At 64.2% G+C, this 19,253-nt stretch carries 22 protein-coding genes; 14 read left to right on the top strand and 8 right to left on the bottom strand.

Annotated elements, in window-relative coordinates; genetic code table 11:
- Positions 1-97 precede the first annotated feature (97 nt).
- Together ACZ9A3_RS04090 and ACZ9A3_RS04085 are read right to left on the bottom strand one after the other, a co-directional pair.
- Positions 98-727 (bottom strand): L-threonylcarbamoyladenylate synthase, encoded by a 630-nt coding sequence (locus tag ACZ9A3_RS04090; protein ID WP_045200120.1) that lies wholly within the window; start codon positions 725-727, stop codon positions 98-100.
- 13 nt (positions 728-740) lie between these two features.
- Entirely contained in the window at positions 741-1,604 is an 864-nt protein-coding gene (locus tag ACZ9A3_RS04085; protein WP_045200118.1) for a PHP domain-containing protein, read from the bottom strand.
- A 66-nt stretch (positions 1,605-1,670) separates the two neighbouring features.
- Between ACZ9A3_RS04085 and ACZ9A3_RS04080 the strand changes: the two genes are divergently transcribed.
- The 6 genes from ACZ9A3_RS04080 (at position 1,671) to ACZ9A3_RS04055 (ending at position 5,725) form a co-directional block, all read left to right on the top strand.
- Positions 1,671-2,279: a septation protein A gene (locus ACZ9A3_RS04080; RefSeq protein WP_476252170.1), complete on the top strand. Its 609-nt coding sequence runs from the start codon at positions 1,671-1,673 to the stop codon at positions 2,277-2,279.
- A gap of 1 nt (position 2,280) precedes the next feature.
- Positions 2,281-2,580, top strand: a complete 300-nt coding sequence (locus tag ACZ9A3_RS04075) for a YciI family protein (RefSeq protein ID WP_093385819.1) — start codon at positions 2,281-2,283, stop codon at positions 2,578-2,580.
- Between the two features lie 121 nt (positions 2,581-2,701).
- Positions 2,702-3,106, top strand: coding sequence for an SH3 domain-containing protein (locus tag ACZ9A3_RS04070; protein ID WP_045200111.1), 405 nt, complete (start codon positions 2,702-2,704; stop codon positions 3,104-3,106).
- 7 nt (positions 3,107-3,113) lie between these two features.
- Positions 3,114-3,791 carry a response regulator transcription factor gene (locus ACZ9A3_RS04065; RefSeq protein WP_045200109.1) on the top strand — a complete coding sequence of 226 codons (678 nt, stop codon included), beginning with the start codon at positions 3,114-3,116 and terminating at the stop codon, positions 3,789-3,791.
- Between the two features lie 119 nt (positions 3,792-3,910).
- Entirely contained in the window at positions 3,911-4,327 is a 417-nt protein-coding gene (locus tag ACZ9A3_RS04060; RefSeq protein WP_045200107.1) for a Spy/CpxP family protein refolding chaperone, read from the top strand.
- Positions 4,328-4,390: 63 nt separating this feature from the next.
- On the top strand, positions 4,391-5,725 hold the full coding sequence (locus ACZ9A3_RS04055) for a sensor histidine kinase (protein WP_045200105.1): 1,335 nt from the start codon (positions 4,391-4,393) through the stop codon (positions 5,723-5,725).
- Between the two features lie 86 nt (positions 5,726-5,811).
- On the opposite strand, the gene ACZ9A3_RS04050 is transcribed toward ACZ9A3_RS04055, so the two are convergent.
- Complete coding sequence (locus tag ACZ9A3_RS04050; protein ID WP_476252169.1) at positions 5,812-6,366, bottom strand: nitroreductase family protein; 555 nt, start codon at positions 6,364-6,366, stop codon at positions 5,812-5,814.
- A gap of 100 nt (positions 6,367-6,466) precedes the next feature.
- On the opposite strand from ACZ9A3_RS04050, the gene ACZ9A3_RS04045 reads away from it, so the two are divergent.
- Complete coding sequence (locus tag ACZ9A3_RS04045) at positions 6,467-7,921, top strand: TrkH family potassium uptake protein (RefSeq protein WP_045200101.1); 1,455 nt, start codon at positions 6,467-6,469, stop codon at positions 7,919-7,921.
- Here the strand turns inward: ACZ9A3_RS04045 and ACZ9A3_RS04040 are convergent.
- Positions 7,878-8,957 (bottom strand): AraC family transcriptional regulator, encoded by a 1,080-nt coding sequence (locus ACZ9A3_RS04040; protein WP_045200099.1) that lies wholly within the window; start codon positions 8,955-8,957, stop codon positions 7,878-7,880. The two genes, ACZ9A3_RS04045 and ACZ9A3_RS04040, sit on opposite strands and share 44 nt — an antisense overlap.
- Positions 8,958-9,118: 161 nt before the next feature.
- Between ACZ9A3_RS04040 and ACZ9A3_RS04035 the strand changes: the two genes are divergently transcribed.
- Entirely contained in the window at positions 9,119-9,430 is a 312-nt protein-coding gene (locus ACZ9A3_RS04035; RefSeq protein WP_093385834.1) for an Mpo1-like protein, read from the top strand.
- Between the two features lie 96 nt (positions 9,431-9,526).
- Positions 9,527-10,120, top strand: coding sequence for an HD domain-containing protein (locus tag ACZ9A3_RS04030; protein ID WP_476252168.1), 594 nt, complete (start codon positions 9,527-9,529; stop codon positions 10,118-10,120).
- Here the strand turns inward: ACZ9A3_RS04030 and ACZ9A3_RS04025 are convergent.
- The gene (locus ACZ9A3_RS04025; RefSeq protein ID WP_045200092.1) at positions 10,094-10,933 is read right to left on the bottom strand and encodes a UDP-2,3-diacylglucosamine diphosphatase; all 840 of its coding nucleotides are present in this window, start codon (positions 10,931-10,933) and stop codon (positions 10,094-10,096) included. The genes ACZ9A3_RS04030 and ACZ9A3_RS04025 overlap by 27 nt on opposite strands.
- A 135-nt stretch (positions 10,934-11,068) precedes the next feature.
- On the opposite strand from ACZ9A3_RS04025, the gene ACZ9A3_RS04020 reads away from it, so the two are divergent.
- The gene (locus tag ACZ9A3_RS04020) at positions 11,069-11,833 is read left to right on the top strand and encodes an AraC family transcriptional regulator (RefSeq protein WP_476252167.1); all 765 of its coding nucleotides are present in this window, start codon (positions 11,069-11,071) and stop codon (positions 11,831-11,833) included.
- A gap of 78 nt (positions 11,834-11,911) precedes the next feature.
- The gene (locus ACZ9A3_RS04015; protein WP_093385851.1) at positions 11,912-12,796 is read left to right on the top strand and encodes a DMT family transporter; all 885 of its coding nucleotides are present in this window, start codon (positions 11,912-11,914) and stop codon (positions 12,794-12,796) included.
- 3 nt (positions 12,797-12,799) lie between these two features.
- Here the strand turns inward: ACZ9A3_RS04015 and ACZ9A3_RS04010 are convergent, their stop codons facing one another.
- Entirely contained in the window at positions 12,800-13,084 is a 285-nt protein-coding gene (locus tag ACZ9A3_RS04010) for an Rdx family protein (protein WP_045200087.1), read from the bottom strand.
- A 70-nt stretch (positions 13,085-13,154) separates the two neighbouring features.
- Between ACZ9A3_RS04010 and ACZ9A3_RS04005 the strand changes: the two genes are divergently transcribed.
- The gene (locus ACZ9A3_RS04005; protein WP_476252166.1) at positions 13,155-15,344 is read left to right on the top strand and encodes a patatin-like phospholipase family protein; all 2,190 of its coding nucleotides are present in this window, start codon (positions 13,155-13,157) and stop codon (positions 15,342-15,344) included.
- 6 nt (positions 15,345-15,350) lie between these two features.
- Here the strand turns inward: ACZ9A3_RS04005 and ACZ9A3_RS04000 are convergent, their stop codons facing one another.
- Positions 15,351-15,785: a MarR family transcriptional regulator gene (locus ACZ9A3_RS04000; protein WP_045200083.1), complete on the bottom strand. Its 435-nt coding sequence runs from the start codon at positions 15,783-15,785 to the stop codon at positions 15,351-15,353.
- A gap of 118 nt (positions 15,786-15,903) precedes the next feature.
- Positions 15,904-18,042 (bottom strand): DNA helicase RecQ, encoded by a 2,139-nt coding sequence (gene recQ, locus ACZ9A3_RS03995; protein ID WP_045200081.1) that lies wholly within the window; start codon positions 18,040-18,042, stop codon positions 15,904-15,906.
- Positions 18,043-18,287: 245 nt separating this feature from the next.
- Between recQ and ACZ9A3_RS03990 the strand changes: the two genes are divergently transcribed.
- Both ACZ9A3_RS03990 and ACZ9A3_RS03985 read left to right on the top strand, forming a co-directional pair.
- Positions 18,288-18,875, top strand: a complete 588-nt coding sequence (locus ACZ9A3_RS03990) for a UPF0149 family protein (RefSeq protein ID WP_045200079.1) — start codon at positions 18,288-18,290, stop codon at positions 18,873-18,875.
- A gap of 10 nt (positions 18,876-18,885) precedes the next feature.
- Positions 18,886-19,251, top strand: a complete 366-nt coding sequence (locus ACZ9A3_RS03985) for a YbaN family protein (RefSeq protein WP_045200076.1) — start codon at positions 18,886-18,888, stop codon at positions 19,249-19,251.
- Positions 19,252-19,253: the final 2 nt, after the last annotated feature.

The raw sequence follows: 19,253 nt of genomic DNA, 5'->3' as shown, positions 1-19,253 counted from the left end.
ATCTCGGTCATGGCTTCGCCATACACCAGCACCAGCGGCAGTTCCTGCTGGGCGCCTGCTTGCGGGTCGATACTGGCTTCGGGGGTAGTCGCCTGGCTCACGCTTCGACCATGAACGGCGCAGGGTCGCCGCAACCGACGCGGATCACTTCCGGCTCATCGCCCGCCAGGTTGATCACGGTCGAGGCCTTCAGGTCACCAAAGCCGCCATCGACGATCAGGTCGACATGATGCTCCAGGGCCTGGCGAATCTCGTAGGGATCGGTCATCGGCTGGTCTTCGCCGGGCATGATCAGGCTGACGCTCATCAGCGGCTCGCCGAGCTCTTCGAGCAGGGCCAGGGCAATCGGGTTGGACGGCACGCGCAGGCCGATGGTGCGGCGCTTTTCGTGCAGCAGCAGGCGCGGCACTTCGCGGGTGGCGTTGAGGATGAAGGTGTACGGCCCCGGTACATGGGCCTTGAGCAGGCGAAAGGTGGCGGTGTCGATCTTGGCGAACAGGCCCATTTGCGACAGGTCGCAGCAGATCAGGGTGAAGTTGTGGTTCTTGTCCAGCTGACGCAGGCGACGAACCCGTTCAACCGCGTTCTTGTCGCCGATCTGGCAACCCATGGCGTAGGAGGAGTCGGTGGGATAAACCACCACGCCGCCCTTGCGGATGATTTCGACGGCCTGTTTGATCAGGCGCGGTTGCGGGTTTTCCGCATGAATCTGGAAAAACTGACTCACGTTCTCTTCCTGTTCAGACTGCCGCGATAGGCTGCTCATGTTTGAATCGGCGCCACAGTGGTGGCAGGTCCTCTGGCAATGGCCGGTAGACACCGATCTCGCCCCAGGTGCCAGGGCCATGGAAATCACTGCCGGCACTGGCCAGCAGACCGAATTCACGGGCCAGGATCGACAGAGTGCCTACCTGTTCGGCCGGCATCATGCCGTTGACCACTTCCAGCGCCTGCCCGCCTGCTTGAATATAGTCGGCAATCAGCCGGCGGCGCTTGCTGCGGGTTAAATCGTAGTGCATCGGGTGGGCCAGGCTGACCCAGGCATCGGACTGGCGCAACGTCTCGACGGTCTCCTCCAGGGTTGGCCAGTGCAGCTTCACGTCGCCCAGCTTGCCGGCCCCCAGCCACTTGCGAAACGCCTCGGCGCGGTCTTTTACATAGCCTGCGCGCACCAGGTACTCGGCAAAATGCGGGCGCGCCGGGGCATTGCCGCTGTCGCCCAGTTCCTGCTGGATGGCCCGCGCGCCGTCGAGCGCGCCCTTCATGCCCTTGAGTGCCAACCGTCGGTCGATTTCTTCCGAACGCAACCAGCGACCACGGTGCAGCGACTCGACGGCGGCCTGCAACGGCGCGGCGTCGAGGGGGAAGTTGTAGCCCAGCACGTGAATGGTCGCCCCGCCCCAGGTGCACGACAGCTCGATGCCGCTGACCCAGTGCATGTCCAGGGCCTGGGTGGCGGCGCGGGCTTCGAGCTGGCCTTCGAGGGTGTCGTGGTCGGTCAGCGAGAGCATCCGCACGCCGTGCTCATGGGCCCGGGCGACCAGAACCGTTGGCGACAAGGCGCCGTCGGAGGCCGTACTGTGGCAGTGCAGATCAACATTCATAGGTGGCGCTTTCGCTGTCATTGATGTTTGTTATTATGCCGTCACATCCTGCTTCTGGCTGCCACTGTGAAACAATTCATCGATTTCATCCCGCTGCTCCTGTTCTTCATCGTCTACAAGCTCGAACCGCGTGCCATCGAATTTGCCGGGCACACCTTCGAACTGGGCGGCATCTACAGCGCCACGGCGATGCTGATCATCAGCTCGCTGGTGGTCTACGGCGCCCTGTTCCTTCGCCAGCGCAAGCTGGAGAAAGGCCAGTGGCTGACCCTGGTGGCCTGCCTGGTGTTCGGCGGCCTGACCCTGGCCTTCCACAGCGAAACCTTCCTCAAATGGAAGGCGCCGGTGGTCAACTGGCTGTTCGCCCTGGCCTTCACCGGCAGCCACTTCATCGGCGACCGGGTGCTGATCAAGCGCATCATGGGCCACGCCCTGACCCTGCCGGAGCCGGTATGGACGCGCCTGAACATCGCCTGGATCGGCTTTTTCCTGTTCTGTGGCGCGGCCAATCTGTTCGTTGCCTTCACCTTCCAGAGCTTCTGGGTCGACTTCAAGGTATTCGGCAGCCTGGGCATGACCGTGCTGTTCCTGGTGGCCCAGGGTGTCTACCTGTCGCGCCACCTGCACGACAGCGACCCGACCACTCCGCCTTCCACTCCCAAGCACGAGGAATGACATGCTTTACGCCATCATTGCCACAGACGTAGCCGATTCGCTGGAACAACGCCTGGCCGCGCGCCCGGCGCATATCGAACGCCTGCAGCAGCTCAAGGAGCAAGGCCGCGTGGTACTGGCCGGCCCGCACCCGGCCGTTGACAGCAACGACCCGGGCGCCGCCGGGTTCACCGGCAGCCTGATCGTCGCCGAATTCGACTCGCTCAGCGCCGCCCAGGCCTGGGCCGACGCCGACCCGTACATTGCCGCCGGCGTCTACGCCAACGTCATCGTCAAGCCGTTCAAGCAAGTCCTGCCGTAATGCCGCAGGGCGGTGGCCAAGCCGGCGCACCGCCCCTTGCAGCTTTCTCTTGGCAAATGCTCATTATTCTCGCCCGATGGCCGACAACCTCCTGAACCATCCAATGGAATCAGGAGTTCCGATGCGTCAAGGTCCGTTGTCCCTGCTGCTGTGCCTGTTGCTGCTGACCCCATTGGCCCAGGCTGAAGAGCCCAGCGGCTCCAGCACCCCGCTGTCGCTCAGTGCCGGCAGCCAGATCACCGAGCTGCAACAGCGCCTCAAAGAAAGCGAGCGCCTGCGCGAAACCCTGGTCCAGCAACTGCACAACGCCGACAGCGAACGTGAAAGCGCCCAGCTCACCCGTCTGCGCCAGGAAAACCAGAAACTGAAGCTGGCACTCAAGGAATTGCAGGCCAGCGCCGCGCCGAAACTCATCACCGAGCAGCAACAATGGTTCCTGATTGGTGGCGCAGTTGCCCTGTTTGCAGCACTCTGCGGTATCTTTGCCAGTGGCGGACACAGAAAGCGTCGGCAATGGTTGAATTGAGTGAGTCATGAGCGAGCTGTTACTGATTGATGATGACCAGGAACTCTGCGAGCTGCTCGGCAGCTGGCTGACCCAGGAAGGTTTCGTGGTACGTGCCTGCCACGATGGCCACAGCGCCCGCAAGGCGCTGGCCGAACAGGCGCCGGCCGCCGTCGTGCTGGACGTGATGCTGCCCGACGGCAGCGGTCTTGAGCTGCTCAAGCAGCTGCGCAGCGAACACGCCGAACTGCCGGTGCTGATGCTCTCGGCCCGTGGTGAGCCGCTGGACCGGATTCTCGGCCTGGAGCTGGGCGCCGACGACTACCTGGCCAAACCTTGCGACCCGCGTGAACTCACCGCCCGCCTGCGCGCCGTGCTGCGCCGCAGCCACCCCAACGCGACGCCGAGCCAGGTGGAAATCGGCGACCTGTGCTTCAGCCCGGCCCGCGGCGTGGTCAGCATCGACGAGCAAGAGCTGGCCCTGACCCTCTCCGAGAGCCGCATCCTCGAAGCCCTGCTGCGCCAGCCCGGCGAGCCGCTGGACAAGCAGGAACTGGCGCAGATCGCCCTGGGCCGCAAGCTGACCCTGTACGACCGCAGCCTGGACATGCACGTCAGCAACCTGCGCAAGAAGATCGGCCCGCACGCCGATGGCCGCCCGCGCATCGTCGCCCTGCGCAGCCGCGGCTACTACTACAGCCTGTAATGTCAGCACGGCGCGCAGGCATCTTTACCCAAGCTTTACCCTTGCCTGACCGCCGCTGACCTTGATCTCCCTAGACTGGGCACATCCGGTAACGACCGGCCTCAGAAAGGAGAGTCACCATGCGCAAGACCCTTATCGCCCTGATGTTCGCCGCTGCTCTGCCCACCGTTGCCATGGCCATGCCAGATGCCGGCGGCCCGCGCCACGGCGAGCACCACCGCGGTGGAGCGCCTTTCGCCCAGCTGGACCTGAGCCGCGAACAGCGCCAGCAGATCGGCAAGCTGATGGGCGAGCAGATGAAAAGCCGTCAGGAAATCACCCAGCGCTACCTGGAAAAACTCCCGGCCGCTGACCAGAAGGCCCTGAAAGACGAGCTCAAGGCCAAGAAGGACAAGACCCAGGCCGAGATTCGCGCCCTGCTCAAACCCGAACAGCAAAAACAGTTCGACGAAATGAAGAAAAAGCAGGATGAACGCCGCGCCGAATGGGCCGAGTTCAAAGCCTGGAAAGCTGAAAAAGCCAACAAGGCCCAGTAAGCTGTCAGCCACCCGCCCGGCCTGCCCCAGCAGGCCGGGCTTTTTCCGTTAGAGGTGCCTCTTTTGCGTTCATTGTTCTGGCGCATCCTGGCCAGTTTCTGGCTAGCCATCGCCCTGGTTGCCGGGCTGTCGATCCTGCTCGGGCACATGCTGAACCAGGACGCCTGGATTCTCAGCCGCCACCCGGGCCTCAATACCCTGGCCAAGAACTGGACCCAGCGCTATGAACAGCAAGGGCCGGAATACGCCCAGCATTACCTCGAACACCGCAAGCGCCGCTACAACATCGATGTGCAAGTGCTCAACGACAGTGGCGACGCCGTCGTGCCCGGCACCTTCCCGCGCCGCGCCGCCGCCTTCGAGGCGCGCCGCCACAACGACGACCGGCGCCTGCCGTGGCGCCGCCTGACCGAGGAATACACCAGCCCCGACAGCGGCGAGACCTACCTGCTGATCTATCGCATCCCGCACCCGGAACTGGATGCCTGGCACCGCGACAGCCTGCTCTGGCCGTTGAGCGCCCTAGGCATCGCCCTGGTGGTGCTGACCCTGTTCAGCCTGCTGGTGACCCTGTCGATCACCCGCCCGCTGAGCCGCTTGCGCGGCGCCGTGCATGACCTGGGGCAAACTACCTACCAGCAGAACAGCCTGGCGCGCCTGGCCAACCGCCGTGACGAGTTCGGTGTACTGGCCAACGACTTCAACCGCATGGGTGCGCGGCTGCAGAGCCTGATCGGCAGCCAGCGCCAGCTATTGCGTGACGTTTCCCATGAACTGCGCTCGCCGCTGGCACGCCTGCGTATCGCCCTGGCCCTGGCCGAACGCGCCGAACCCGAGCAGCGCCAGGCCCTGTGGCCGCGCCTGACCCGCGAATGCGACCGCCTCGAAGCGCTGATCAGTGAGATCCTGGTGCTGGCCCGGGTCGATGCCGAACAGGCACGGGCCGAACCAGTGGACCTTGATGCCCTGCTGGCCGCCGTGCACAAGGACGCGCAACTGGGCGCGCCGGAGCAGGAGATCCTGCTGCAGCATGAACCCGGGCTCAACCTGCAAGGCTGGCCGACGCTGCTGGAGCGGGCGCTGGATAACCTGCTGCGCAATGCCGTGCGCTTCAACCCGGCCGGGCAGCCGATTGAAATTACCGGGGTGCGCGAAAGCGACAAGATTGTGCTGAGTGTGCGTGACCATGGCCCGGGAGTGGCCGCAGAGCACCTGGCGCAACTGGGCGAGCCGTTCTACCGGGCGCCCGGGCAAAGTGCCGCTGGCCATGGCCTGGGGCTGGCCATTGCGCGCAAGGCGGCGGAGCGCCATGGCGGCAGCTTGAGCCTGGGCAATCATCCCCAGGGCGGGTTTGTTGCCACGCTAGAGTTGCCACTGGCAAGGCCTGACTCAATATAGCTTCGCGGGGCAAGCCCGCTCCTACATTGTGGGAGCGGCGGTGCGACGCCTCGACTTGACCCGCGATGAGGCCCTACCCCCCGCGGCTACTCCCAGGCACTGACAAAATCAGCCGTCGCCAGCACCGGCGCGGTGCGCGGATCATTTTGTGGAGTACCCAGGTACAGGAAGGCGATGATCTCTTCGTTGTCCGCCAGCCCCAATCCCTTGGCCACATGCTTGCTGTACGAAAGCTCACCGGTACGCCATACCGCACCAATACCCTGGGCATGAGCCGCGAGCAAAATACCGTGGGCCGCGCAACCGGCCGCCAGGCGCTGCTCGGACTGCGGCACCTTGAAGTGATCCTGCAGCCGCGCAACCACAACCACCAGCAACGGCGCCCGCAACGGCATGGCCCGGGCCTTGTCCAGCGCCGCCTGGCCGGTCTCGCCATTGAGTTTGACCGCTTCGGCGAGCAGTTCGCCGAGCTTGGCCCGCGCCTCGCCCTCGACCGTCAGGAAGCGCCAGGGCCGCAGCTGGCCGTGGTCCGGTGCCCGCAAGGCAGCCTGAAACAGCGCCTCGCGTTGTGCGGCATTGGGTGCCGGATCCAGCAGACGTGGAACCGAAACCCGGTTGAGCAATGCGTCGAGAGCCTCCATTGGCTACCCCTTGTGGATAAATGTCGGGCTATTCTAGCGTTTACTTAAAAAGGTCCATAGGTAGAATGGCGCCCTTCCGTTTCGAGTCAGAGCAGATCACATGGCGTTGCCGACCTTAAGGATCATTGGTTTCATCATCGGCATCTTCCTGATCACCCTGGCGATCAGCATGGTCGTGCCCATGGCCACCCTGGTGATCTTCGACCGCACGGGCGACCTGCCGTCGTTCCTGTGGGCCAGCATGATCACCTTTATCGCAGGCCTGGCGCTGATCATCCAGGGCCGCCCCGAGCACGTGCACCTGCGCCCGCGCGACATGTACCTGCTGACGGTCAGCAGCTGGCTGGTGGTGTGCATCTTCGCCGCCCTGCCGTTCCTGCTGACCCAGCACATCAGCTACACCGACGCCTTTTTCGAAAGCATGTCCGGCATTACCGCCACCGGCGCCACCGTACTCAGCGGCCTCGACAGCATGTCGCCGGGTATCCTGATGTGGCGCTCGCTGCTGCACTGGCTCGGCGGTATCGGCTTTATCGCCATGGCCGTGGCGATCCTGCCGCTGCTGCGCATCGGCGGCATGCGCCTGTTCCAGACCGAGTCCTCGGACCGTTCCGAGAAGGTCATGCCACGCTCGCACATGGTCGCCAAGTCGATCGTGCTGGTGTACATCGGCATCACCACCCTCGGCGCCCTGGCCTTCTGGCTGGCGGGCATGAACGCCTTCGATGCGATCAACCACGCCATGTCGGCGATTTCCACCGGCGGTTTCTCTACCTCCGACCAGTCCCTGGCCAAGTGGGACATACCGGCGGTGCACTGGGTAGCGGTGGTGGTGATGATCCTCGGCAGCTTGCCGTTCGCCCTGTACGTGGCGACCATCCGCGGCAACCGCAAGGCGCTGATCAAGGACCAGCAGGTCCAGGGCCTGTTGGCGATGCTGGTAGCGACCTGGCTGGTGCTCGGCACCTGGTACTGGGCCACCACCAACCTGCACTGGCTCGACGCCCTGCGCCACGTGGCCCTGAACGTCACCTCGGTGGTCACCACCACCGGCTTCGCCCTGGGCGACTACAGCCTGTGGGGCAATTTCTCGCTGATGCTGTTCTTCTACCTGGGTTTTGTCGGCGGCTGCTCGGGCTCGACCGCTGGCGGCATCAAGATTTTCCGCTTCCAGGTGGCCTACATCCTGCTCAAGGCCAACTTGAACCAGCTGATTCACCCCCGGGCGGTGATCAAGCAGAAGTACAACGGCCACCGCCTCGATGAAGAGATCGTGCGTTCGATTCTGACCTTCTCGTTCTTCTTCGCCATCACCATCTGCGTCATCGCCCTGGCCCTGTCGCTGCTGGGTGTCGACTGGATGACCGCCCTGACCGGCGCCGCCAGCACCGTATCGGGCGTCGGCCCGGGCCTGGGCGAAACCATCGGCCCGGCCGGCAACTTCGCCACCCTACCGGATGCGGCCAAGTGGATTCTGGCCTTCGGCATGCTGCTCGGGCGTCTGGAGATCATTACGGTGCTGGTGCTATGTATGCCGGCGTTCTGGCGTCACTGACCGGCGGATCCTCTACCGGGGCCACCACGGCCCCGTTCAAGCGCGCCCGGTACTCGCCAGGGGTGACATCGAACCAGCGGCGAAACGCCCTGAAAAAATTGCTCGGGTCGGCGAAACCCAGAAGATAGGCAGCCTCCAGCAGGGTCATGTTGGCTTGCGCCAGGTACTGCTCGGCAAGCTCGCGGCGGGTATCGTCCAGCAGTGTCTGAAAGCTCGTGCCCTCTTCCTGCAAGCGCCGCTGCAAGGTGCGCTGCGACAGGTGCAGGGCCTGGGCGATGGTTTCGCGCTTGGGCTCGCCCTGGGGCAAAACCCGGCACAACACCTGGCGCGCACGATGGGTAACCCGGCTTTCCGAGAAGCGCGCCAGGTATTCGCCAGCAAAGCGGTCGTGCAAGGTGGCCATGGCCTCGTTGGCCGTCGGCAGCGGCGCCTCCATATCAGCGCGCTCGAACACCAGCGCATCGTAGGGCGCGCTGAACACCAGCGGGGCATGGAATGCGGTCTTGTAAGGGCCCAAGTCCTTGGGCTGCGGCCCCTGGACCAGCACCCGACGCGGCTGGATCACCCGCCCGCTGAGCCAGCTGCACAGCGCCAGGGCGCAGGCCAGCGAGGCTTCGGCACTGTGCCGGGTGGGTGGCAGGTGATCGCCATGCACGGTCAGAATCAACGCATAGCCGTCGGGCTCAAGGCGGAAACTCAGGTCGGAGCTTTCGGCGATGATCCGCTGATAGCGCACCAGCCGCTCGAAACCTTCGGCCAGGGTGCGGCTCGACATCAGCGCGTAGCCGACCACATGAAAGGACGCCGGGCGTACCACCCGCGCCATGTTCAGGCCAATCGCCTGGTTGCCGGAAAGGTCGACCGCCAACTGCCACAGGCGGGTCATGGAGTCCTGGGTGAAGCGTGCGTCGGGATCGTCCAGCGCGGTGAAATCCAGGCCAAGTTGCTTGAACATGGCACGGCAATCGAGCCCTTCCAGTTCAAGTGCCTTGACGATCCCTGATGCCCAGCTTGCTGACGTGGTTCTTTCGCTCATGGCTGGCTTCTTTTGTTACCGACAAGCCGCTCCTGCGGCGATCTCAAAGGATACTCAATTGGCGCCTATTGTCACTGCTCTGTAGTGTTACTCACTCTAGACTCAGATCAGGCTCCACGCCGTGTATCTTCGTCAGATTGACCAGACTCTGGAGCAGTGTCGTGAACAGCCCTCAGCAATTTCGCAGTTTTGCCGAGTTCTACCCCTATTACCTGGGTGAGCACAGTAATCCCACCTGCCGGCGCCTGCATTTCGTCGGTACCAGCCTGGTCATCGCCGTACTCGCCTTTGCCCTGGGCAGCGGCAACTGGTTGCTGCTGCTGGCCCTGCCCTTTGCCGGTTACGGCTTTGCCTGGGTCGGGCACTTCTTCTTCGAGAAAAACCGCCCCGCCACCTTCAAGCACCCGCTGTACAGCCTGATTGGCGACTTCGCCATGTACCGCGACATGCTGCGCGGCAAGGTCAGCTTCTGATTTCGGCCCGCAAGGTCAGAAACCCGTCCCGGGCGGCCACTGCCCCGACCAACGGTACAGGTAGAGTGCCCTGAAACCCCGCGTTTCGGAGCGCCGATGAACCAGCAAGCCCGCTTTAACCACATGCAGGACGGTACCGAGCAGGACTGGGCAATCATCGCCGAGGATTTCAGGGCCTATGCCAGCCAGCTGGCCGATCGCATCCTGGCGCACCTGCACCTGCTCGATGGCGACTTCGGCGGCTTTCCCATCGACCGCCTGAGCCACTCCCTGCAAACCGCCAGCCGCGCCTGGCGTGACGGGCGCGATGAAGAGTACGTGGTCTGCGCGCTGCTGCACGACATCGGCGACACCCTCGGCAGCTATAACCACCCGGACATCGCCGCCGCCATCCTCAAGCCGTTCATCAGCCCGGAAAACCTGTGGATGGTAGAAAAACACGGGGTGTTCCAGGGCTACTACTTTTTCCATCACCTGGGCATGGACCGGCACCTGCGCGAGCAATTCCAGGACCATCCGCAGTACCAGCAAACCATCGAGTTCTGTGCCCGCTACGATGCCGCCGCCTTCGATCCGGGCTACGACAGCCTGCCCCTGAGCTTCTTCGAGCCGATGCTGCAGCGCCTGTTCGCCAAGCCCCGGCAGTCGATCTACAAGGCCGCGCTAGAGCAACCCGCCGCCACTGCCTGAATCCACCAGTTCCTCCAGCCCGGCCTGGCGCCGGGCGGCTTCGGCCTGGGCGTCGGCCAGGCGATAAAGCTCGATGCTGCCGTCCCAGTGCTCGATCAGTGCCGTGCACGACTCGACCCAATCACCGCAATTGAGGTAATCCACCTCGCCGACCTTGCGGATCTCGGCATGGTGAATGTGCCCGCAGACCACACCATGAAAGCCGCGTTTGACGCACTCATGGGCGATGGCCTCCTCAAAGTCGCTGATGAAGCTGACTGCGCTCTTGACCTTGTGCTTGAGGTACGCCGACAGCGACCAGTAACCGTAGCCATAGCGCGCACGCCAGTGGTTGAGCCAGCGGTTGAGGGTCAGGGTGAATTCGTAGGCCGAATCGCCGAGGAACGCCAGCCAGCGGTGATAACGGGTGATCACGTCGAACTGGTCGCCATGAATCACCAGCAGGCGCCGGCCATCGGCGGTCAGGTGCTCGGCCTGGTCGACCAACTGGATATTGCCCAGCACCAGCTTGGAGTAGCGACGCAGGAACTCGTCATGGTTGCCGGTCACGTAGATCACCTCGGTACCGCGCTTGCTCATGGTCAGCAGGCGGCGGATCACGTTGGTGTGCGCCTGGGGCCAGTACATGCCGCCGCGCAGCTTCCAGCCGTCGATGATGTCGCCGACCAGGTAGATGCGATCGGCCTGGTAACCCTTGAGAAACTGCGACAGGTGTTCGGCCTGGCAATCCCGGGTGCCCAGGTGCACGTCCGAGATCCACAGGGTGCGCACGCGCTGTTTGCGCGAGGGTCTGACAAGCTCGGCACGGGTCATCGGCAGGCTCCGGGAAGGTTTGCGCCAGCTTGCCAAGCAGCGGTGAATCGAACATGACCGCCCGGTGTCGGTCTGATGACATGCCCGGCCCGCCTGCTTGCCTGTACACTGCTGCGATTGCCGGAGGAGCCTTCGATGAGCCGCGCCCCGATACTTTCCCTGCGCCATTATCGCCACGACCTGATCGCCCATAGCCACGACCATCCGCAACTGGTGTTCGGCCTGCGCGGGCGCCTGGAGTTCGAGGTCGAAGGCCGCGGCGCGCAGCTGGACCGCCAGGACCTGATGGTGGTCCCGGCTGGCCGCCATCACACCTGCGGCAGTACCGTCGGTAGCGATTGCCTGGTGCTGGACGTCCCGGTCGACAACTGGCTGGGCCAGAGCCTGGGCGCGCACCTGGACGCCAGCCAGCGCCTGCTGGAGCGGGCCGGGCCGTTGAGCCTGGACACTCGCCAACAGCAACTGGTCGACTGGCTGGCGGCCAGCTCGATCAACGATCCGCTGATCGCCCAGCAAGGTGCAGTGTTGCTGCTGGCCAGCCTGAACGGCGGCGCGGCGCCCGTTGCGCCGACAACCTCACTGCCCTATGCCCGCTTCGATGCGCATATCGAGCAGAACGCCGCCTACCCGCTGCAGGTGGCCGACCTGGCGCGCCTGGCCGGGCTTTCCAGCGCGCGCCTGCATGCGCGGTTCATGGCTGAATGCGGGGTCACGCCCATGGACTATGTACGCCAGCGTCGCCTGCTACGCGCGCGGCAGCTACTACGCGATACCCGCTTGCCGATCGGCGATATCGCCTGCCAGGTCGGCTACAGCTCGCAAAGCGCCTTTGCCGCCGCCATGCTCAAGGCGTTTGGCCGCACGCCTGGTGCCTTGCGCCGCGATTGTGCCGACAATTGACGCGAGGACCGCGACAGACAGCGCCAGCGCCGCCCCCGTAAACTGGCGCCGCTGCCCTGCTCTCTGACAAGGACCACCATGAATCACCGCACTGCCCTCGGCGCCCTGCACATCGGCGCACTGTTTTTCGGCCTGACCGGCGTATTCGGCAAACTGGCCAGCGCCGCGCCGGCGATCATCGTCTTCGGCCGAGCCGCTTTTGCCGTGCTGGCATTGGCCGTGTTCGCAGGCTTTGCGCGCAAGGCCTGGCAGCCCCTGCAGGCCCAGGACTGGCGCCGCCTGCTGCTCGGCGGCGTACTGCTGGCCGGGCACTGGGTGAGCTTTTTCATTTCGGTGAAAGTCGCCGGTGTCGCCATCGCCACCCTCGGCTTTGCCAGCTTCCCGGCCTTTACCGTGATCCTTGAAGGCCTGCTGTTTCGCGAGCGCATCCGCACCAACGAGATTGTCCTGGTGCTGCTGGTGAGCATCGGCCTGGTGCTGGTAACCCCGGACTTCGACCTGGCCAGCCAGGCCACCGGCGGCCTGCTTTGGTCGCTGCTGTCAGGCCTGCTGTTTTCACTGCTGTCATTGACCAACCGTGCAGGCTCCGGGCGCATCCCGGCGGTGCAGGCGGCACTGTGCCAGAACGCCGTGGTCGCCCTGTGCCTGTTGCCGGTGGCCGCGCCGGCGCTGGGCAGCGTCAGCGCCATGGACTGGCTGTGGATCGGCCTGCTCGGGGTGTTCTGTACCGGCGTCGCCCACAGCCTGTTCGTCGCCAGCCTGGCGGTGATCAAGGCGCGCACCGCTGCCGTGGTGTTTGCTCTGGAGCCGGTCTACGGCATTGCCATGGCGTGGTTGATCTTCGCCGAAACCCCGACTTTGCGCATGCTTATGGGCGGTGTGCTGATCATTCTCGCCATCGTCATTTCCAGCCGCCTGGCGGCCGGCAATCAAGTAGGCAAGGCGGCGGTCGCCGAGGGCTGAGGGTCAGGGCCGGTCGTTGTGGCCCAGATCACGCTGCGGGTCGATCTGGTCGCGCACGCGCTGCTTGAGCACCTTGGCTTCAGGGAAGCCGCCATCGGCCTTGCGCTCCCAGATCTGCACGCCGTCGCAGGTAATACGGAAGGAGCCACCGGTGGCGGGTTCAAGGGCCACCCGCGCCAGATCGTCGCTGAAGGTGCTCAGCAGTTCCTGGGCCAGCCAGGCGGCACGCAGCAGCCATTGGCACTGGGTGCAGTAGGTAATGACAATTTCCGGTTTATGCGCGGACATACACTGAAGGTCTCCTGACAGGTGGGCGCGCTTATACTAGCGGTCTTTAGCCTTCGCTCCGAGAGTCATGATGCACCGCCTGCTGTTGTCCCTGCTGCTGATGTTCGTTTGCTTCCCGCTGCTGGCCGCCGAAGCGCCCCGACCGAAAGTCGGCCTGGTGCTCTCCGGCGGTGCTGCCCGTGGCCTGGCCCATATCGGCGTGCTCAAGGCCCTGGAAGAACAGGGCATCAAGGTCGATGCGATTGCCGGCACCAGCATGGGCGCGGTGGTCGGCGGCCTGTACGCCTCCGGCTACAAGATCGACGAACTGGAAAAGCTCGCCCTCAACATCGACTGGCAGCAGGCGCTGTCCGACGCGCCGCCGCGCAAGGACGTGCCGTTTCGGCGCAAGCAGGATGACCGCGACTTTCTCGTCAAACAAAAGCTCAGCTTTCGCGACGACGGCAGCCTGGGCCTGCCGCTGGGGGTGATCCAGGGCCAGAACCTGGCGCTGCTGCTGGAAAGCATGCTCGCCCACACCAGCGACACCCGCGACTTCGACAAGCTGCCGATTCCCTTCCGCGCCGTGGCCACCGACATCGCCAGCGGCGAAAAGGTGGTATTCCGTCGTGGCCACCTGCCCCAGGTGATTCGCGCCAGCATGTCGATCCCGGCGGTGTTCGCCCCGGTCGAGATCGATGGCCGGCTACTGGTCGATGGCGGCATGGTCGACAACATTCCCCTGGACGTCGCGCGCGAGATGGGTGTGGACGTGGCCATCGTCGTCGATATCGGCACCCCGCTGCGCAGCCGCAAGCAGCTGGCAACCGTGGTCGATGTGCTCAACCAGTCGATCACCCTGATGACCCGACGCAACTCCGAAGAGCAACTGGCAGCGCTGCACCGCGACGACATTCTCATCCAGCCACCGCTGTCGAGTTTTGGCGTCACCGATTTCGGCCGAGCCCAGGACATGATCGACGCCGGCTACCGCGCCGCCCGCGCTTTGGACGCACGCCTGGCGGTGCTCAAGCGCCCGCAGGCCAGCGACGGCGAGCTGCTGGCCGCACGCTCGCCGAGCCAGCGCACACCGGTGATCACCGCGATCCGCATCGAGAACGATTCGAAAGTCAGCGACGACGTGATCCGCTACTACATTCGCCAACCCATCGGCGAGCCACTGGAACTGGGCCGCCTGCAGACCGACATGGGCACCCTGTACGGCCTCGACTACTTCGACCGGGTCCAGTACCGGGTAGTGCACAAGGGTGACGACAACACCCTGGTGATCAACGCCCGTGGCCGTCGCGGCGGCACCGACTACCTGCGCCTGGGCCTGAACCTGTCGGACGACATGCGCGGCGACAGCGCCTTCAACATCGGTGCCAGCTACCGGGTCAACGGCATCAACTCCCTCGGCGCCGAATGGCTGACCCGCGCGCAGATCGGCGACCAGCAAGAGCTGTACAGCGAGTTCTACCAGCCGCTGGATGCCGGCTCGCGCTATTTCATCGCGCCATACATTGACCTCGGCTCGCAAAACATCGAGGCGACCCTGGACGACGACCCGATTGCCGAATACCGTCTGGAGCGCTATGGCTTCGGTCTCAACCTCGGTCGGCAGATCGGCAACAACGGCGAAGTGCGCTTTGGCGTCGGCCAGGCCTGGGGCCAGGCCGAGGTGCGCATCGGCGACCAGGACCTGCCCAAGGTCAACTTCAACGAAGGCTTCTACGAACTCAAGTACTCGTTCGACAGCCTCGACAACGTCTACTTCCCCCACAGCGGCGAAGACATCAACCTGACTTTGCGCCAGTACGACCCGAACCTGGGCTCGGACCAGCGCTACCGGCAGTGGGACTTGAACATCGACAAGGCCATGAGCAGCGGCCCCAACACCTGGGTGGTAGGCGGGCGCTACGGCAGGACCCTGGATGATGCCGAAGTGGTCACCTCAAGCTTCGTGCTCGGCGGCGCCCGGCAGCTGTCGGGCTTTCGCCAGGATTCGGTATCCGGGCAAAACGTCAGCCTGATGCGCGTGGTCTACTACCGCCGCCTGACCCCACGCGCCTACCTGCCGCTGGACTTCCCGTTGTACCTGGGCGGTTCGCTGGAGCGCGGCCGGGCCTGGAACAACGACAACGAGTTCGACAGTGGCTACATCAATGCAGCCAGCATCTTCGTCGGTTTCGAGACGCCCCTGGGGCCGCTGAACTTCAGCTACGGGGCCAACAGCGAGAATCAGAAGGCGATGTACCTGAACCTGGGTCACACCTTCTGAGCAGGATCAGGACTTTTCCAGGTTGGCCAGGATCCGCGCATGGACGCGCATGCAAATGCGCATGTCCTCTTCGTCAACACCGACGAACAGCTCGGCGCGCAAGGCGTTGGCAATGGTTTCGATCTGGTCGATCAAAGGCTTGGCCGGTGGGCAGAGGAGGATTTTTTTCGCCCGTCGGTCTTCGAGCACCGCCTGACGGCGCACCAGCCCCTGGGTTTCCAGGCTATCGAGCAAGCGGGCCAGGGTCGGCCCCTCGACGCCGACACTCTGGGCCAGCTCGCGCTGGGTCGGCGCCTCGTCGAAACGAGCCAGGTGCAGCAGCACCAGCCAGCGGGCCTGGGACAGGTTCAGCCCGGCCAGGCGGCGATCCAGTTCGGCGCGCCAGCCGCGGGACATGTGTGCCAGCTGCATCCCGAATTTGTGTTGGTCGGTCAACGGCATAGAGAAACTCATCATCAGAACTAATTATTAGTCAGCTAACCATGACCGTGAGCCGCAGGCAAGGCTCATACGGCTGGCGGTGCTTCGATAATCGTTATAAATGATGACAAGGCCGGTTTTACATCTCGAATTCGGCAGCCAGCGCGGCCCGTACGCAATACAAAACACCTTCGGGCACTCGCCCGCCAAACTGCTCGGCAATCGCCGACACCGGCGGCAACTCGCCTTCACCATCGAGGAAGGCATCCTGAACTTCGCCCAGCAGGTCTTCCGGCAGGTCCAGGGCCTGGTCCAGCGACAGCTCCTGGCGGCCAATGGCCTCGGCAAGCAGGCTGTAGACGTTCTTTTCGCTGCAGTTCAGCTGCCCGGCGATCTGCATCGGAGTCATGCCGGCGCGGGCCAGGCTGACCAGTTCGTGGCGCAGGTCGGTGACGATCTTTGGCGCTTCGACGCCGCCACCCAGCACTTCGAGGAAGGCTTCGCCGTAACGCTCGAGCTTGCGCGCACCGACGCCGCTGACCCGGCCCATCTCGCTGAGGCTGGTGGGCTGGCTGCGCAGCATCTCCAGCAGGGTCGAATCGGGGAAGATCACATACGGCGGCACGCCATGTTCTTCGGCCAGCTTGCGGCGCAACGCACGCAGGGCTTCCCATTGTTCGCGCTCTTCGCCACGCACCAGCTGGCTGGCCGGGCTGCCGCCACTGCTGCTGCCACCCTTGCTGCTGGTTTGTGGCTTGAGATCTTTACGCAGCTCGAGGCTGACTTCACCGCGCAGCAACGGCCGGCACGTGTCGGACAGGCGCAGGCCGCCGTAGCCTTCGAGGTCGATGTCGGCCAGGCCGCGGGCGACCAACTGGCGGAACAGCGAACGCCAGTCGTGCTCGGAGCGGTCCTTGCCAACGCCGTACACGGCCAGTTTCTCGTGGCCGAAATTGCGGATCTTTTCGTTATCGCGGCCCAGCAGCACATCCACCAGGTGGCCGACGCCATAACGCTGACCGGTACGGTACACCGCCGACAGCGCCTGGCGCGCAGGCTCGGTGGCATCCCAGGTCTGCACGCCATCGATGCAGTTGTCGCAGTGGCCGCACGGCTGCGGCAACTCTTCGTCGAAGTAGTTGAGCAGGGTCTGGCGGCGGCAGCGGGTTTCTTCACACAAGGCGAGCATGGCATCGAGCTTGTGTTGCTCGATGCGCTTGTGGCGCTCGTCGCCTTCAGAGTTTTGCAGCATCTGCTTGAGCATTACCATGTCCTGCAGGCCGTAGGCCATCCAGGCATCGGCAGGCAGGCCGTCACGACCGGCGCGGCCGGTTTCCTGGTAGTAGGCCTCGAGCGACTTGGGCAGGTCGAGGTGAGCAACGAAGCGTACGTTGGGCTTGTCGATGCCCATGCCGAAGGCAATGGTGGCGACCATGATCAGGCCTTCCTCGTTGAGAAAGCGCCGCTGGTTGGAGGCGCGGGTCTCGGCAGGCAGGCCGGCATGGTAAGGCAAGGCCGGGAAGCCCTGCTCGCACAGGTAGGCGGCGACGTCGTCGACCTTCTTGCGCGACAGGCAGTAGACGATACCGGCGTTGCCGCGCCGCTCGCCGAGGAACGCCAGCAACTGCTTGCGCGGCTGCTCCTTGGGCACGATGCGGTAGAAGATGTTCGGCCGGTCGAAGCTCGACAGGAAGCGCTCGGCGTTCTGCAGGTGCAGGCGGGTGACGATCTCTTCACGGGTGCGCATGTCCGCGGTGGCGGTCAGGGCAATGCGCGGCACGTTGGGGAACAGCTCGGCCAGTTGCCCCAGTTGCAGGTACTCGGGACGGAAGTCATGGCCCCACTGCGACACACAGTGGGCCTCGTCGATGGCAAACAGGGCGATGTCGAGGGTACGCAGGAAATCGAGCATGCGCGGCTGCACCAGGCGCTCGGGAGCCAGGTAGAGCATCTTCACTTCGCCGCGGCGGATACGCCCGGCCAGTTCGCGTTGCTGCTCGGCGCTGAGGGTCGAGTTCAACGAAGCGGCGGCCACGCCCAATTCGTCGAGGGTCGCCACCTGGTCGTCCATCAGCGCGATCAACGGCGATACCACCACCGCCAGGCCAGGGCGCAACAGGGCCGGGACCTGGAAGCACAGCGACTTGCCGCCGCCGGTGGGCATCAGGACCAGCGCATCGCCACCCTTGGCCACGCATTCGATGATCGCGCCCTGGCGACCCCGAAAACTGTCGTAACCGAAGATGTCCTTGAGGACGCGCTGAGCCTGTTCGAGCATAAAAACTCCAAAAATCGCAGAACCATCCTGGGCACAGGCTGGACGAAAAACCCGCTGGCGACACCCGAAAATGCGTAAGCGGCTTTTACCCGACCCCCGAGTTACAAGGGCCCTGGGATAAAAGCCGGGCATTATACCGGAGCCTGCGGCCTAGCAGGATGCTCTGCGATAGACGTCTTCCTTTGCCTCGTTTGCGCTGCAAGGTGCTAGAATTCAGTATCGTTTATTCCCAAGGTAGCCCCGTAATGTCCTTCGCCGAGCAACTGACCCGCCTGCAAGCCTTCCTCGACGCCGACGAGCTGCATGAAGAGGCGCTCGACTACGTGGCCGCCCACGGTTTCCTGACCGCGCTGTCGATCGGTGCCGAAGAGGTTCCCGAGCGCGAATGGATCGACGCCCTGTTCGCCGAAGAGCCGCATTACAAGGACGACGCCCAGCGTGAAGAGATCGAAGCCACGCTGATCCAGCTCAAAGCCCACGTTGCCCGCCAGCTGGCCAGCGACGAGGAATTCGAACTGCCGTGCGACCTCGACCTGGGTGAAGACCCGGACGACTCCGACCTGCGCGGCTGGTGCATCGGCTTCATGGAAGGCGTGTTCATGCGCGAAGAGGCCTGGTTCGAGACCGCTGAAGACGAAGTCAGCGAGATGCTCCTGCCGATCATGGTCGGTTCCGGCCTGTTCGATGAACAGCCAGAATTCGAAGACATCGCCAAGGACGCCAACCTGCAGGACGACATGATCGTGCAGATCCCTGAAGCCCTGACCGCGCTGTACCTGCTGCTGCACGCGCCGGACGAGAAGCCAGCCCTGCTCAAGCCTCGCCACCACTGAGTCGGCGTCCATGCGCTACCTGCTGCTGGCCATCGGCTGGCTCAGCGTCGCGCTGGGGGTGATCGGGATCTTCCTGCCGGTACTGCCGACCACCCCGTTCCTGCTCCTGGCCGCTGCGTGCTTTGCGCGCAGCTCGCCGCGCTTTCACCACTGGCTGGTCAACCACCCCAAGCTCGGGCCGTGGATTCGTGACTACCTCAGTGGCGAAGGCATTCCCCTCAAAGGCAAGGTCTACGCCATCGGCCTGATGTGGCTGAGCATCGGTTTGTCCTGCTACCTGGTGCCGCTGATCTGGGCGCGGGGGTTCATGCTCACCAGCGCGGTGCTGGTGAGCATTTACATCCTGCGGCAGAAAACCCTGCGGCGCCCGTCCTGAGA

The organism is Pseudomonas sp. TE4620 (assembly GCF_056279045.1).
The sequence above is the reverse complement of the archived record's forward strand: the minus strand, read 5'-3'. Positions and strand labels throughout refer to the sequence as shown.